Annotated in this window: 8 protein-coding genes and 1 tRNA gene; 4 read left to right on the forward strand and 5 right to left on the reverse strand. The window is 37.2% G+C overall.

Features of this window, described 5'->3' with window-relative positions; translation table 11 throughout:
- The first annotated feature begins 355 nt into the window (after window positions 1-355).
- Window positions 356-9,277: a PKD-like domain-containing protein gene (locus BUC11_RS00350; RefSeq protein WP_073350741.1), complete on the forward strand. Its 8,922-nt coding sequence runs from the start codon at window positions 356-358 to the stop codon at window positions 9,275-9,277.
- Window positions 9,278-9,282: 5 nt separating this feature from the next.
- Entirely contained in the window at window positions 9,283-10,287 is a 1,005-nt protein-coding gene (locus tag BUC11_RS00355) for a PorP/SprF family type IX secretion system membrane protein (protein ID WP_073350743.1), read from the forward strand.
- A gap of 596 nt (window positions 10,288-10,883) precedes the next feature.
- On the opposite strand, the gene BUC11_RS00360 is transcribed toward BUC11_RS00355, so the two are convergent.
- Window positions 10,884-10,957, reverse strand: a tRNA-Met gene (locus BUC11_RS00360).
- 154 nt (window positions 10,958-11,111) lie between these two features.
- Here BUC11_RS00360 and BUC11_RS00365 point away from each other — a divergent pair.
- Window positions 11,112-11,504 (forward strand): START-like domain-containing protein, encoded by a 393-nt coding sequence (locus BUC11_RS00365; protein ID WP_066077711.1) that lies wholly within the window; start codon window positions 11,112-11,114, stop codon window positions 11,502-11,504.
- 55 nt (window positions 11,505-11,559) lie between these two features.
- Entirely contained in the window at window positions 11,560-12,399 is an 840-nt protein-coding gene (locus tag BUC11_RS00370; RefSeq protein ID WP_073350745.1) for an aminotransferase class IV, read from the forward strand.
- Here BUC11_RS00370 and BUC11_RS00375 read toward each other — a convergent pair.
- From BUC11_RS00375 to BUC11_RS00390, 4 genes are all read right to left on the reverse strand, one after another.
- Window positions 12,396-12,956 (reverse strand): YqgE/AlgH family protein, encoded by a 561-nt coding sequence (locus BUC11_RS00375; protein WP_073350747.1) that lies wholly within the window; start codon window positions 12,954-12,956, stop codon window positions 12,396-12,398. The two genes, BUC11_RS00370 and BUC11_RS00375, sit on opposite strands and share 4 nt — an antisense overlap.
- A gap of 118 nt (window positions 12,957-13,074) precedes the next feature.
- Window positions 13,075-13,347: an HU family DNA-binding protein gene (locus BUC11_RS00380; RefSeq protein WP_066077716.1), complete on the reverse strand. Its 273-nt coding sequence runs from the start codon at window positions 13,345-13,347 to the stop codon at window positions 13,075-13,077.
- Between the two features lie 178 nt (window positions 13,348-13,525).
- Window positions 13,526-14,473, reverse strand: a complete 948-nt coding sequence (gene fmt / locus BUC11_RS00385; protein WP_073350751.1) for a methionyl-tRNA formyltransferase — start codon at window positions 14,471-14,473, stop codon at window positions 13,526-13,528.
- Window positions 14,473-16,368: a RecQ family ATP-dependent DNA helicase gene (locus BUC11_RS00390; RefSeq protein WP_073350753.1), complete on the reverse strand. Its 1,896-nt coding sequence runs from the start codon at window positions 16,366-16,368 to the stop codon at window positions 14,473-14,475. The genes fmt and BUC11_RS00390 overlap by 1 nt, the downstream gene beginning before the upstream one ends.
- Window positions 16,369-16,392: the final 24 nt, after the last annotated feature.

The raw sequence follows: 16,392 nt of genomic DNA on the forward strand, positions 1-16,392 counted from the left end.
TTTTCGCTATTTTAATTGTTAAATGATGGGTGTTTTTTTAAATGAAACAAAAAATTTTTTGTAGGCTGCCATTTTGTTATTCAGTTTCGAAAAGCAAGTTGTCACAACCGCAAATGCCTATTCGCAATACTATCCAAAATGCTATGAATCAATTAAAAATGCTTACTAGAAGATCATTTAATTGTTTGTTTTTAGCATTATTGCTGTTATTACATTTCTTTTTTATCCGTAAAATGGTGTCTTTACGGTAAACCATAAAAAGGTCAAGAACGAATACGTTATATTTGGTCAAAATTATCTTTTTTCTTACAGTGAAAACAGATGTATTCTAGGTTTACTTTTTTAAAATACAGTTATGAAACACCTTTACAGGATTCTATTTTTCTTTGTTTTACTATTTTCAGTTCATCAATTAAGCGCTAAAGTCACTAGTAGCTTTTTAATTAAGGAGAAAAAGATCCTAAATAAGGGAGACACTAATTTAGCTCCACCTACAGCAACCATAACTACCAGTACCTCTTCTGTTTGTAAAGACGGATCCCTGCCAGTAATCACCTTTACAGGAGCGGGAGGAACGGCGCCTTATACGTTTACCTATAGTATTGATGGAGTACAACAACCTACTTTAACCACTACCTCAGGCAATGCTGCAACAATCAACGTGCCAACAGCTACTATAGGAAGTTTTCTATACACCTTAATAAGTGTTCGAGATGCATCGATGCCAATCGTAGAAATTCTGCAAAATGGAAGTGTTACCGTAACTGTTACTGCGCCTCCAGTTGTTGATTTTACTTTTATTGATAACCTATGTTCTGGAACTGCAGTTCAATTTACTTCGGTTGTAGTAGGTTCAGGACCTTATACTTACTTGTGGGATTTTGGCGGTAGTGGTACTAGTTCAACAAGTCCGAATCCTTCTCATATCTTTAACAACGTAATTGGAGGCTCATCGCAGTCATTTAACGTAACTCTAAAAGTTACTGACACTTTTGGATGTGTGAAAACTATCTCTAAAGTTGTTACTGTCAAAAATCCAGATGCTTCCTTAAATTCTAGTGCTGAAGCTGCAATTTATAATGGTTTTCCAATTTTTAAAGTCTGTACAAATGATGTGTCGCTTATTAATTTTATAAATATTTCTACAACTAATTCAACAAATACAAAATACGTTATTAACTGGGGAGATTCTTCGCCCGATTTTGTTTCTTCCACCTTTTCTGCCGCAACCTCACATACTTATTCTGTAGGATTGTGGACGTTAACTTATGTTGTTACAGGTCAAAATGGATGTGCAATTACTAAAATATACAAGGTGTTTGTAGGGAATAATCCAGCGGTAGGAATTGGTAATCCTGGTAATACTAACATTTGTATCTCAACCGCACTTACTTTTCCAATTACTGGAACCGAAAACAACCCACCAGGAACTATTTACACCGTTACTTTTAATGATGACTCAGTACCAACAATTTTCAATCATCCACCACCAGCTTCCATCACTCACTTATTTTTAAAATCATCTTGTGGCGTTACAAGTGCAAATCAACAAAATTCATTTTCGGCAACTATTGAAGCGTCTAATCCTTGCGACGTATCATTTGGCATAGTCGTTCCAATTCGTGTTTCTACTCCTCCCATTGCAAATTTTAATATGCCTAAATCTGAATTATGTACTAATTCTCAAATATGTTTTACAAATGAATCAATTAGAGGTTCAACTGCCACAAGTGCATCTTGTATTGCGTCAAAGGTAGTTTGGATAATTTCTCCTTCAACAGGCTTTTCATTGAACAGTGGTCAATTAGGAAGTGATAGTAACGGATCTACAAACACAAATACGTGGCAAGCTGGAACAAATTCAATATGTCCAGTTTTTAATGTGTCGGGAACCTATACAATTACGATGAAAATTGGCAATGGCTGTGATATTGATGAAATGGTAAAAACTATTTGCATCGAATCCCCTTTCATTCCTCAATTTACTTTAAATACTACTGAAGGGTGTTCTCCTTTAAACGTGGTAACTACAAATTCAACGAGTATAATAAATCCCTGTACTCCGACACTTTACGCTTGGGAAGTTGCTTATGCAAGTGGATTTTGTGGTGCTGCACCAGCCGTTTGGAATTATGTAACGGGAAGTGAAACATCAGCAAGTCCCACGTTCAATTTTGTTACTCCTGGGACATATTCGATAAAACTTACAATGACGAATTCCTGCGGACCCGTTACAACTTTAGCTAAAACGGTAATCGTTAAGCAACCGCCTACTGTCAGCATCAATTCGATTGCCAATCGTTGCCAATCGGTACCTATTACAGTTATAAATCCAATAGCTATAGTAGGAAATTGCGGGATACAAACCGCTACTTATGCTTGGGAATTTACAGGAGGAATACCAGCGACGTCAACAAGTGCAACGCCTTCCATTTCATATAGTTCACCGGGAAACTATGAGATCAAATTAGTAGTAACGAATGAATGTGGGACAACAACAGCTACAAAAGTTAGCTTTACCATCAACCCCACGCCAACAGTGGATGTAATTTCAGGTCAATCAAAATGTAAAGGGCAACAATCTGATGCCATATTATTTGCGGGAAGTATCCCCAATACCGTTTACAACTGGACAAACAATAATTCAGCCATTGGGTTGCCTACCAATGGAACAGGGAATATCAACCCGTTTGCGTTGATTAATATGGGAACGACTGTTTTAACAGCTACGATAACGGTGACGCCAACCCTAAATGGATGCACAGGAACAGCAAAAACATTCACGATAGCAGTGTTCCCTGATCCAATAGTAAATGATATTGCTTCTATCACTTTATGCAACAATGCAAATCAAAACAGTATTGCTTTTAGTCCCATTGTACTTGGAACCACCTTTTCGTGGACAAATAGTAGTACTGCTATAGGTCTTGCCGCTTCTGGAACCGGACCAATTCCGGCCTTTACAGCGTCTAATACTGGTCAAACTACAATTTCATCCACACTTACTGTCACTCCACAAAATGCCTCTGGTTGCACCGGAACACCAAAAACATTTACGATAACGGTACATCCAACTCCAAATTTACAACCGCTTCTAGATAAAGAATATTGCAAAGGAGTTGCAACAGCAGTGCAGACTTTCAGTGGTGCAGTTCTTGGGACCACTTATGCCTGGAGTAATTCTAATGCTTTAATAGGATTGGGAGCTAGTGGCACTGCATCTATTCCTTCTTTTGTACCTGCAAATTCAGGAACAACACCAATTACAGCTGTAATAACGGTGACACCTTCGGCAAATGGTTGTCCAGGAACACCTCAAACTTTTAAAATTACGGTTAATCCATCACCAGTGGTAACTTTCTCTCCAAGTATACAAACTATTTGTTCGGGGAATGGAAGTGCGTTAGTTACCCTTAGTAGCACTACACCTTCAGTAATTTTTAATTGGACTGCAACTGTTCCGGCAGGGATTACAGGAATGACAACAAGCGGAACGGACACCATTCCGGTGCAGGTATTGTCAAATAGTACTGCTACTCCTATACTAATTACCTATGTAGCAACTGCATCACTTTCGGGTGGGGCATCCTGTTTTGGAGCGGTATTTAATTATACCATTAAGGTAAATCCAAAGCCATCGATAACAGCCACGATAAATTCCACCAGTTGCAGCAGTGAACTATTTACAACAACACCATCTAATACAAGCCCAAATATAATTCCAAGTGGTACGACCTATACTTGGAACATCCCAACTGTTACAGGCGGTTTATCTGGTGGCGTCTCAGGAACGAATGCTTCTACTATAAGCGGTACTTTGACAAACTTAACCGCAATACCCCAGACAGCAACTTATTCGGTAACACCAATGGCAAGTGGATGTCCCGGACTTCCCTTTGATGTTGTAGTCACTGTAAATCCAAAGCCAACGGTTCATGTTTTAAACAATATAATTCTTTGTGCTGGTCAAGCCAGTACTCAAATCGTTTTTTCAGGAGACGTTTCAGGTACTACTTACAATTGGTCTAGCACTAGTTTAGCCGTAGGATTGAGCACTTTATCTGGTTCAAATGATATTCCTGTTTTTACGGGAACAAATTCAGGTACGATTCCAATAACAGCAACAATTACGGTAACGCCTTCAGTAAATGGTTGTGTGGGAATGTCAAAAATATTTACAATTACGGTTAATCCTTTGCCAATAGTCAATACAATAGCCAACAAGGCTGCATGTAACAACCAGTCCAGTGCAGCCATTAGCTTTAATGGCGCCGTGGCTGGAACTACCTTTGCCTGGACCAACGATACGCCTTCGATAGGGTTAGCGGCCTCTGGAACTGGAAATATTGGCAGTTTTACCGCTTTGAATACAGGTACAACTCCACTTATTGCGACTGTAATTGTTACGCCTACGGCAAATGGTTGCCCTGGAATATCAAAATCATTTACAATTACCGTAAATCCGACTCCAACTGTCGAACAGCCCCTTAATCAGGAAGTGTGTAATGGTTTGTCAACAGTGGCTATTCCTTTGACAGGAAATATTCCTAGCACAACATATAGTTGGACAAATTCAAATTCATCTGTAGGTTTAGTCGCTAGCGGATCAGGAACTATTCCTTCCTTTATAGGAAGTAATGCCACTTCCTCTCCAAAAATTGCTACCATAACTGTGACACCATCAATAAATGGATGCCCAGGAACAACTAAAACTTTTACAATTACTGTAAATCCATCACCAGTGATAACTTTTACTCCTGCACCACAAACGATTTGTTCGGGAGAAAATGCTGCTGCAGTAACATTAAATAGTAGTACTATGGGAGTCACTTTTAGCTGGACAACAAGCCAGCCAGCCGGAATAACTGAAACCATAGCTACTTCAGGAACCAATACTATTCCTGCACAAACCTTGACCAACACCACAAATACAGATATAACTATTGAATATAATGCCACAGCAACCGTAGCAGGAGGAGGTGCATGTTTAGGGGCACTTTATACCTATACGATTACAGTAAAACCAAAACCAAGCATAACATCTCCATTGGCACAAACCATTTGTAGTACTACTGCATTTTCAATTACACCAGTTGATGGCTCAGGAAATAAAGTTCCAACCGGAACCATTTATACTTGGAGTGCGGCTGTAATTAGTCCGGTAGGAGCCATTTCGGGAGCAAATGCACAAAATACACCTCAATCTTCTATTAGCCAAACGCTAGTTAATGTTACCGATCAAAAGGCTATCGCAACTTATATGGTAACTCCAAAATCAGGAACTTGTGCAGGAACAGCTTTTCCTGTAGTAATAACGGTTAATCCATCTCCCAAAGTGGTGTTCTCAAGTGTGAATCAGAAAATCTGTTCTGGAAATGATGCTGCCGCAATAAATTTATCAAGCCCAACTACTGGAAGTGTAACTTTTAATTGGACTGCTTCAATTCCTCTCGGAATTACTGGAGCAACATCATCAGGAACAACTGCTGTAATTCCTATTCAAACGTTAACCAATACTACTGCAGGTCCACTGACAGTTATTTATACAGCAAAAGCAACCCTAAATGACGGAGTGGTTTGCCAAGGTCCACCTAATACCTATAGCATTACCGTAAATCCAGCGATTATAACCTCCAGTGTTTTGTCCAATTATAATGGTTTTAACCTTAGTGCTGTTGGTGCAAATGATGGCTCTATTGCTGTATCGGTATCGGGTGGCTCCGGATCTTATACCTATTCCTGGTCAGGACCCAATAGTTTTTTGGCTTCAAGCCAAAATATTGCTAATCTTATTGCAGGAGATTATACGCTTACCATAAATGACGGACTATGCGATCCCGTAATTTTATCTTTTACTTTAACCGCGCCGCAGTCCTTAATCATTCAAGAAGATGCAGCGGCACACGCTAACATTTTTTGTAATGGCTATTCAACGGGAAGCATAAAAGTGGTTATTACCCAGCAATCCATTGGACCTTACAAATATGAATTAATTTTACAAGGCGGAGGCATTGTTCAGAGCAGTCTAAACAATTCAGCTTTGGATTATACTTTTGATGGATTAGTTGCAGGTACTTATGACATCAAAGTTACTGATAGCAATGGAAGCGTGAAAACAATTGTAGGAGTTATTATTTCCCAACCTTCAGGTATAACTGCTTCGATAAGTGCACAAACAAATATTCTTTGTTTTGGAGACAGTACGGGAAGCGCGACCGTAACTGCTATTGGAGGTAGTGGCGCTTTGACTTACTCTTGGAATACAATTCCCATTCAGACTACGCCAACGGCAAGCGGATTAACAGCAGGAACCTATGTGGTAACCATCACGGATACTAATTCATGTTCAACTACCCATCAAGCTGTAATTACGGAACCAAATCGTTTGGTTACATCAATAAGTGCGCAAACAAATATTTTATGCTTTGGAAACAGCACTGGAACGGCCACTATTGCTGTTAGTGGAGGGGAAGTACCGTATGCTTTTTCTTGGAACACTTTGACAAATAATACTGCGGCGACAGCATCCGGACTTTCAGCGGGTACGTATACTGTTACGGTAACAGATGCCAATAATTGTACAAAAGTGCAACAAGTTACTATCACACAACCAACAGCCGTGCTGGAATCATCTATAAGCAGTTTTAATAACGTAAGCTGCTTTGGTGGAAGTGACGGTAAGGCGACTGTTGCTGTTACAAATGGATCAGCGCCGTACACGTATTCTTGGAATACAGTACCCGTTCAAACAGTGGCAACAGCGACTGGATTAACGAAAGGAAATTATACCGTTAGGGTTACTGATTTTAACGGATGTGAAACAACTTCTGCGGTTACAATTGAACAACCAGCAGCAATTTCTACTTCTATCTCAGCACAAACTAATGTTGCCTGTTCGGGAAGTAATACGGGATCAGCAACGATTGTGCCAAATGGAGGCACCGCTCCTTATACTTTTTCATGGAATACGACACCAATGCAAACAACTGCAACAGGGATCAATCTGGCCAAAGGAACCTATTCCGTAACGGTTGTCGATGGCAATAATTGTTCGGCAATTCAACAAGTAGTAATAACTGAACCAAACGGACTAGTGACTGCTATTGCGTCCCAAGTCAATGTCGATTGCTTCGGAAAAAGTACAGGTTCAGCCACGGTATCTGTTTCTGGAGGGACAGCGCCATTAACCTATTCATGGGATACCGCTACTGTAAACACAACCTTAAGTGTCTCAGGATTAGTCGCAGGAAGCTATCATTTAACCGTTTCTGATGCTAACGGCTGTCAAAAAATACAGGAAGTTAATATCACAGAGCCAGCTGATCTTGCTATCACTACTAACTTGGAAAAAGACGTCACTTGCTTTGGCGATTCAGATGGAGCAATAAAAATAACGGTGAGTGGAGGTACTTCAGTTTACAGTTATTCGTGGACCAAAGATGGAACCGCTTTCGCCAACACTAAAGATTTATTCAATTTAAGTCCAGGAATATATCAAATAACGGTTTCGGATGCGAATAATTGTGGACCAAAAACAGCCACTTTTACTATTACAGAACCGCCAGTTTTAGATGTAACATTTGGTAGTAAAACTGATATTAAGTGCTTTGGCACTGCAACGGGAGCCATAAATGTTACTGTAATAGGCGGGACTCCTTCCACTTCTGGTTATAATTTTGCTTGGACGGGTCCAAATGGTTTTGCTAGTGCCAGCCAGAATTTAATAGCTGTTTTTGCTGGAACCTATAATTTGATCGTAACCGATAATTCAGGATGTACCGATAGGCTAACAGTGATTTTAACACAGCCAGCCCTGGTGACAGTTTCAGCCATTACAACTCCCATTGTTTGTTATGGCGATAATGATGCCTCCATTCGTCTGGCGGTTTCCGGAGGAGTTGCACCATACACAGTTTTATGGAGTAATTTGGCTGTTGGAATAATTCAAGACAATCTTTCAGCGGGAGATTATATAGCTACGATTACGGATGCTAATAACTGTATCAAAACGATAACAGTAACTATACCCGAGGCTCCAATATTTAAAATGGACCCCAATGTTACTCAAATTTCTTGTTTTGGCGCTCGAGACGGAAGCATTAAATTAAACTTAGTGGGAGGAATACCTAATGTGAAGTTAGTTTGGAGCGACAACAGTTTGGCCGGAACAACTAGAAATAATATTGGACCAGGCACTTATACCGCTACAATAATTGATGGTACACCGTGTCAAATTACTAAAACTTTTTTAATAATTGAACCACAACTATTAGTCTTAGCTGCAAATACCACCAATGCATTAAATTGCGATGATGCTAATAGTGGTGCAATTAATTTATTAGTTTCAGGGGGAACACCGCCTTTCTCTTACACGTGGTCAAATGGTGCTGTAACAGAGGATTTGAATGCGATTCCTGCTGGTAATTATTTGGTTACCGTCACTGATGCTAGGAAATGTAGTGCATCCGGAAGCTACTCAGTTATCCGACCGGCAGCCATAGCTGTAAAAGTAGAGACGGTTACTGATTTTAACTGTGAAACTAAAGTTGTCAAGCAGTCTTTTATTGCCAGAACTTCAGGAGGAGTTCCACCTTATCAGTTTGTTTGGTCAAGTGGAAGTGTGAGTGGTCCTAACAATGAAATAATGAGTACATCGCAAAACGGATTAGTGGTGCTGAATGCAATCGACTCTAGAAATTGCAGTACAACGTATACATTTGACGTCGCTATTCCCCAATTAGGTACGCCATCCTTTACTACTGCCTCAATAGGATATAGTACTTACGGAATTTACGCTATTGAAGATCCTATTCAATTTACCAATACTGCAACCGGAGATTACACTGCTATGACGTGGGATTTTGGTGATGCTACTTTTTCAACCGAAGAAAATCCAACTCATATTTATAAAAAGGAAGGAACTTATATCATCAGTCAAACGGTTACTTATCCTTTTGGATGTGTATATGTACACCAAATCAATCTAGAGATTGAGAAAGGATATCGCTTAATTCCTCCAACAGGATTTACGCCTAATAACGATGGTATCAACGATTATTTTGCTCCTGTTCTTTTAGGATTAAATGATATCCATTTTGATGTTTACGATACGTGGGGCAGTTTAATTTATTCTGAATCTGGAGAAAATATTAGAGGCTGGGATGGAAAAATCAATAATAAAGAAGGCGAAAATGGGAATTATTATTTCACTATTACCGCTAAAACATTTTACGGAAAAAAAATTAAGGATGAAGGAGCATTAGTGCTTATAAATTAAAAAAAATGAAATTAAAAATACTGTTTGCCTTATTATCTTGCTGCTTTTTCAATCAAGCAAAAGCGCAAGATCCAATATTTACTCAATATTTCCTCATTCCCGAAACACTAAATCCAGGTTTTTCTGGTTTTTTGGAAACAACTTATGCTGGGATTATCCACCGATCGCAATGGCCAGATTTGGATTTGAAAATTGATACCGATTATGCTTTTATTAATACATGGAGCGAAAATAGCAATAGTGGTATTGGTTTTAGTATTTTGAATCATAGAGAAAACAAAACGCAGTACAGTTTTACCCAATTCAATGTCAATTATGCTTACAGAGTTAGGCTCAATGATAATTGGTATTTTAGACCTGCTATTGAGGTTGGTTTTGGAACCAAATCGTTTGGTTTTGGTAATCTAGTATTAGAAGATCAAATTAATATAGGTTCTGGAACTATCAATCCTACAAGTGGAGATCCTTTAGTACTGAATGATAGATTTAAGTTTTTTGATTTTACCGCAGGGATGGTTTTTAATAATGAGAATGCGTGGTTTGGACTTTCTTTAAAACACATCAACAAGCCTAATATTTCTTTTGTTGCTGATAAAAACATCCCTCTGAAAATGTTTTTTTCTGCCAGTGGGGGATATGAATTTTTAGTTGTTGATTATTTAGATGTGGCTTTGTTTCCCTATGAAACAAAGTTTTTACTGACAGCGAATTACATGAACCAAGGCGAATACAATCGTTTGGATCTTGGATCTTCCGTTATGTTTAAAACGGTATTTTTTGGTTTGTCTGCTGCTACAAATCCCGGAACCAAGTCAGACAACAGTCATTTAGTGACGTCGTTAAATGTTTTTGGCGGATTACAATATGAGCACTTAAAATTTGGGTTATCACACGATTTTAGTACCTCAAAAATAGGGAAAACAGGAGGGATCTATGAATTGTCCTTGACGTATCAGTTTGATCTTGATGTAAAGTGTTTTGGCTGCCCCAATTATGCAAAAAATTATTGATTTACTCCAGCAACAGGGTCGTAAAAAAATCAAATAAGTGGGCGTTTATTACACAGTGATAGCCTAACGGTATGAAAATAAGAACTAAACCTTTAGATTTACTAATTAAGTAATAAGAATAAAACAATGACGTATTTTTTTTACCATATAAGTCATTGAAGTTTCATTTGTGTAAGACTGATAACTTAAGCAATAATAAGGTCATTTAAGGTTTATTGCTTACATGACTTTTTATGTTAAATAGTATTTCACTCATTTTATAGTACGGCAATGAATAAGTCCAACTACTTATATGAAAATAAAGGCACTTTAATTAGCTTAAAAAAAGAGATTACATAACAATTTAGGCAGCTAGTCAATTTGTCTTTTTGTATTGTAATAAAGGATTGATTTCAAATAAACGTAATAGTGCAATTATTTTCACTGTTACTATAAACACGATTGTAAAGAATTGTCATAGCAGTCTTAATTAAGAAAAGAGACTCTAAAGAACAAAACGTCACTCCTTAACGTCACTCTTAATAAAAAAATTGGTTTTTTAGAAAGTGTTATGCATAAAAAAACCCCTAAACAATTACTGTTTAGGGGTTTGTAAGTAGCGAGACCGAGATTTGAACTCGGGACCTCAGGGTTATGAATCCTGCGCTCTAACCGACTGAGCTATCTCGCCAAATGTTCTAAGGAATACTGCCCTTGAACGCGGGTGCAAATATAAAAATAATATTAGAGCTTGCAAGTATATTTTTAATAAAAAAAAATATTTTTCAAAACACTTTTTTTTTGTAGTTATATTCTATATATTTCGGAAAAATAAAACGCAGCTCATGGATCAAAAAGTACGTTACGAAATCGAGTTCCCCATAAATTCCTCGCCTCAATTATTGTATCAATATATATCGACTCCATCAGGTCTGTCTGAATGGTTTGCCGATAATGTAAATTCTCGTGGTGAATTTTTTACTTTTATTTGGAATGACTCCGAGGAAAAAGCAAGATTAGCCTCCAAGAAAACAGGTGAAAAGGTGAAATTCAAATGGGTTGATGAAAATAGTAAGGATACCGAGTACTTTTTTGAATTGCATATCTTAGTCGACGAACTTACCAAAGACGTTTCTTTAATGGTTGTTGATTTTGCTGATAAAGATGAGGTAGATGAAGCTACACTATTATGGGAAAATCAAATTTCGGATCTGAAACATCTCATTGGTTCTGTATAGTAAAATCATATTTTATGACTTATATTTGCCCTGAATAAAATTTAGGGCTTTTTTTATGATTAATTTTAATGGAACTATCGTGTCGCAAGACGACAATATATTGACCCAAAACCGTGCTTTTTTATACGGTGATGGTGTTTTTGAAACACTTAAGATAATAAACAATAAAATTCTTTTTTTGGAAGATCATTACTTTAGATTGATGTCTTCCATGCGGGTGGTTCGAATGGAAATCCCCATGAATTTTACTATGGAATATTTGGAAGAGCAAATTCTTTCGGTGGTAGCTACAAATGGTTGCTCGGCTTCTGCTCGTGCTCGTATTACGGTATATAGAAATGATGGTGGCTATTATTTACCACAAAGTAATACAATATCGTTTCTGATTCACAGTCAACCACTTGAAAATACTTTATATGAAATTGAAAAAAAGAATTATGAAGTAGATTTATACAAGGACTTCTATATTACAAAACAATTACTTTCGTCAATAAAAACGACCAATAAAATAATAAATATAACAGGAAGTATTTTTGCAGATGAAAATGGTTTAGACAATTGCTTGTTGCTAAACGATAGTAAAAATGTGGTTGAAGCATTGCAAGGAAATCTCTTTATGTTAGTAGGAAATAAATTAATTACGCCGCCGGTTTCTGAGGGATGCTTAAATGGTGTGATGAGGAGACAAATTCTAAATTTGGCTAAAAAAATAGAAAATTTAGAGGTGGAAGAGACAGTAATCTCTCCGTTTGATCTTCAAAAAGCAGATGAATTATTTGTTACCAACGTTATAAAAGGAATTCAACCGATAACCCAATACCGTAAAAAGAATTTTGAAACGAATACAGCGCTGCAACTGTTAGAAAAACTCAATGAAATGATTAGTAGTACCTAATTTAGGTATGGATTTTCAGGTGCATTGGACCAAATTACATATTCTCCACCTAATTCCATGATTTGTTCTTTCCAGAAATGCGTTGCCGATTTTCCTATGATTTTGTTTTCGTAGCTATTAGCGGTGATGATCCATGAATTGCTCTCCATTTCGCTTTCTAATTGATTTTCGTGCCAGCCGGTATATCCTAAAAAGAATCGGATGTTATCGTTGCTAATTGCTCCTTTATTGATCAGCTCTTTTGTAGATTCAAAATCTCCTCCCCAATAAATTCCATTCGATATCTCAATACTGTTGGGAATCAGTTCTGGAATGTTATGGATAAAATAAAGATTGTCTTGTTCCACGGGACCACCATTGTAAATCTTAAAGCGTGCCTCAATATCTGGTATCAAATCGTGTATCGTGTACTTTAAAGGTTTATTAATAATAAAACCAACGGACCCCTCTTCGTTATAGTCAGCTAATAAAATTACCGATCTATTGAACGACAAATCCCCTATTATCGTAGGCTCTGCTATAAGCAAATAACCTTTTTTTAATTTATCTGTGATCATCGGAGTAGATTTTTTATTAAATTTAAGTTTTTTATTATTATTATGCCAAATAAAATCGTTGAAACGTATAAAAAAACCTTCCAGATGGAAGGTTTTGCTTATATTGGGGGAACTAAAACTAGTTTACCGCACCTTCTAATTCTGCACCTGCTTTAAATTTCACTACATTCTTAGCAGCGATTTGGATAGTTTTTCCTGTTTGAGGATTTCTACCGTCTCTTGCAGCTCTAGCAGAAACAGACCATGATCCGAAACCTACTAAAGATACTCTTCCACCGTTTTTCAAAGTACCTCCTACGTTTCCTAAAAATGACTCTAAAGCTAATTTTGCTGCAGCTTTTGTTATTCCTGCATCAGCAGCGATAGCATCGATTAATTCTGATTTGTTCATAATAATAGTTATTAATTGTTGGTTATAAAAAATTGTTAATACACAAATTTAATAGGAAATACGTTCCTTGCAAGTGTTTTGTGTTAATTTAGTTTATTTTGTTGATAACTTAATTTTTTTGTTCATAAATCAACGATTATTTCTGGTTAAAGTCAAAAAAACCCCGTTTTTGTTGACTTTAATAGGCTTTTGCATCAACTGAAAAAGCAAGCCCATTTAGTAATTCCGGAGTACTCATTTTCTTTTTGCCTGGAAACTGTAGATGAAGTATTTGGATAAATCCGTTTTTTACCGCAACCTTCATTCCTTTTTTGGTACAAATTAAACTCCCAATGGCGTAATTGTGTTCCTCAGTACTTATTGTAGCCTCGTATATTTTAACATTCCATTCTTCATTTTTATCTCCAAAGAAACACCAAGCGGCTGGATAGGGACTCAAACCCCGAATCAGATTGTTTATTTCCAAAGCTGATTTTGTCCAATCGATTTTGCAATTTTCTTTGTTGAGTTTGTAAGCTGTTTTGATTTCGGCGGTGTCTTTTTGGATTTCTCTCGACACATTTCCTTTTTCAATCATTTCCAAAGTGTCAATAACGGTCTTGCTTCCCAATTCCATTAATCGATCATGCAAATGTCCTGCATTTTCGGTTTCATTAATTGGAATTTCTGAACTTAAAATCATTGCCCCAGTATCAATTTTATCATCGATAAAAAAAGTGGTGACCCCCGTTTTAGTTTCTCCATTGATGATTGCCCAATTAATCGGTGCGGCTCCGCGATAATTCGGCAGGAGTGAAGCATGAAGATTAAAAGTGCCTAAAGATGGCATTTCCCATACCACTTTTGGTAACATTCTAAAGGCAACTACAATTTGTAAATTCGCATTCAACGCTTTCAATTCCGATAAAAAAATCTCATCTTTTAGACTGATAGGCTGCAGTAGAGTAAGGTTGTTCGCCAATGCATATTCCTTTACTGCAGAATACTTTAATTTTTGTCCGCGGCCTGCTGGTTTATCTGCAGCAGTGATGACACCTACAACCTCATAGTTGTTTTTGATTATTGTGTCTAATATTCCCACGGCAAATTCGGGCGTACCCATAAAAACAATTCGTAATTTTTCCATTATGATCGTAAAGTATATTTGTTATTTGGTTTAACCAAAATTGTGTTGTTTTCTAATAAATCCTGCAGTACGCCAATAACTTCGTCCGGACTATTTTTAGTTTTGTTTTGAATGTCTCTTGAGTTTAAATCTTCGGCTCGTAATAAAGCAATTATTGCTGTAGAAAGCAGCGATACATCCTTTTTCTTTATTTTCTTGGTAATGCAAAACGAACAAATACCGCAATCTACGGTTGTTTTTTCACCGAAATAATTTAGAATCAACTTGTTTTTGCATACTTTTTTCTCACTGATGTAGTGGATTACAGATTGAAGCTGCTCTTTCTTTAATTGATTTTGATTCTCTAAATGTTTTGAAACCCGATTGATGGTTCTGTCATCTTCGCGAACTTCATTGAAAATTAATGTGGCGTCATTATTTTTCGAATGGTAATCTATAATTTCTTTTTCTTTTAATTTATGTAAAACAGCCTGGATTTCAGTTTCCTTATGATTTGATTTTTTGGCAATCAGCTGCAGGTTAAAAGCGGTTTGCATTTCGTAAATTCCTGGGTAGGTTCGCAAAATAGCTAAAATAATTTCCTCGTCGTTCGGATTTAAACTCATATACCGAATCACTTCTTTCGATGAAATTAAGAATTGCAAGGTGATTTTTTCTGAAAATTCCTGGGACAAGCTAATGATTCCTTGTCTATCCAAGAATTGCATGGCATTGTACGTTTTCAAGGTTGGGAATTCATATTTTAAACAAAAATGATGCAAATTGAAGTTGAACTGTTCGTTGATTCCTTCTCCGTAAGCGATTTGAAAATAGTTGCAGAGCTTGACATACATGAGTTTCAAAAACTTTTTATCGGGAAGAATATTAATGAATTGGCTTTGAGCCTGAATACTATCAGATGGACTGGTCAATAAAACCGCAAAGGCTCGTTCTCCATTTCTTCCTGCACGTCCGGCTTCCTGATAATAATTTTCCATGTTTTCTGGAAGCTGAATGTGGATGACCGTTTTAACATTGGCTTTGTCAATTCCCATTCCAAAGGCATTGGTAGCCACAATAACTTGTACTTCTTCGTTCATCCAAGACTGCATGTTTTTGTCTTTTTCTTTGGACGAAAGTCCGCCGTGATAATACGTAGCTTTAAATCCTAGCGAATTCAGTTGGGAAGAAATATCCAGACACGATTTTCTGTTTCGCACATATATTATAGAAGGTTGTGGATTTTTCTTCAGAATTTGTTCTATTCTAAAAAGTTTATCCTCGACCTCAAAAATCATATAAGCAATATTTTCTCTAGCAAATGATTTTTCGAAAACTTGTGGTTTGTGTAATCCCAACTCATTGATAATATCTTCTTTGACTCTTGGAGTCGCAGTGGCGGTCAAGGCTAAAAAGGGCACTGTTGGAAAATGCTTTTTTAGTTCTGAAATTTTTAAATAAGCAGGTCGGAAATCATGTCCCCATTGGGAAACGCAATGCGCTTCATCGATGGTGATTAAATTGATAGGAAGATTTTTTATTCGTTCCAAAATCCAATCAGACTGAAGACGCTCTGGTGATAAATAAAGGAATTTGTAATTTCCGAATTGGCAATTGTCCAATAAATCAATCATTTCCTCGGATCGAATTCCGCCTGTTAATGCTATGGCTTTGATATTTCGCTTTTGCAAATTGGCTACTTGATCTTTCATCAGCGCTACCAAAGGCGAGACGACGAGGCAAATGCCTTCCTTCATCATTGCCGGAATTTGGAAACAAACTGATTTTCCGCCGCCGGTTGGCATCAGTGCAAAGGTGTCATGTCCGCTTAAAACGGAATCTATGATTTCCTTTTGCAGCGATCTGAATTTGTCGTGCTTCCAATATTTTTGAAGAATAGCTACTGCTTCTTGCATAAAGTTAAGATTTCATTTCATTGA

Origin of the sequence: Flavobacterium xanthum, assembly GCF_900142695.1 — a bacterium.
In the GTDB taxonomy this organism is placed as follows: domain Bacteria; phylum Bacteroidota; class Bacteroidia; order Flavobacteriales; family Flavobacteriaceae; genus Flavobacterium; species Flavobacterium xanthum.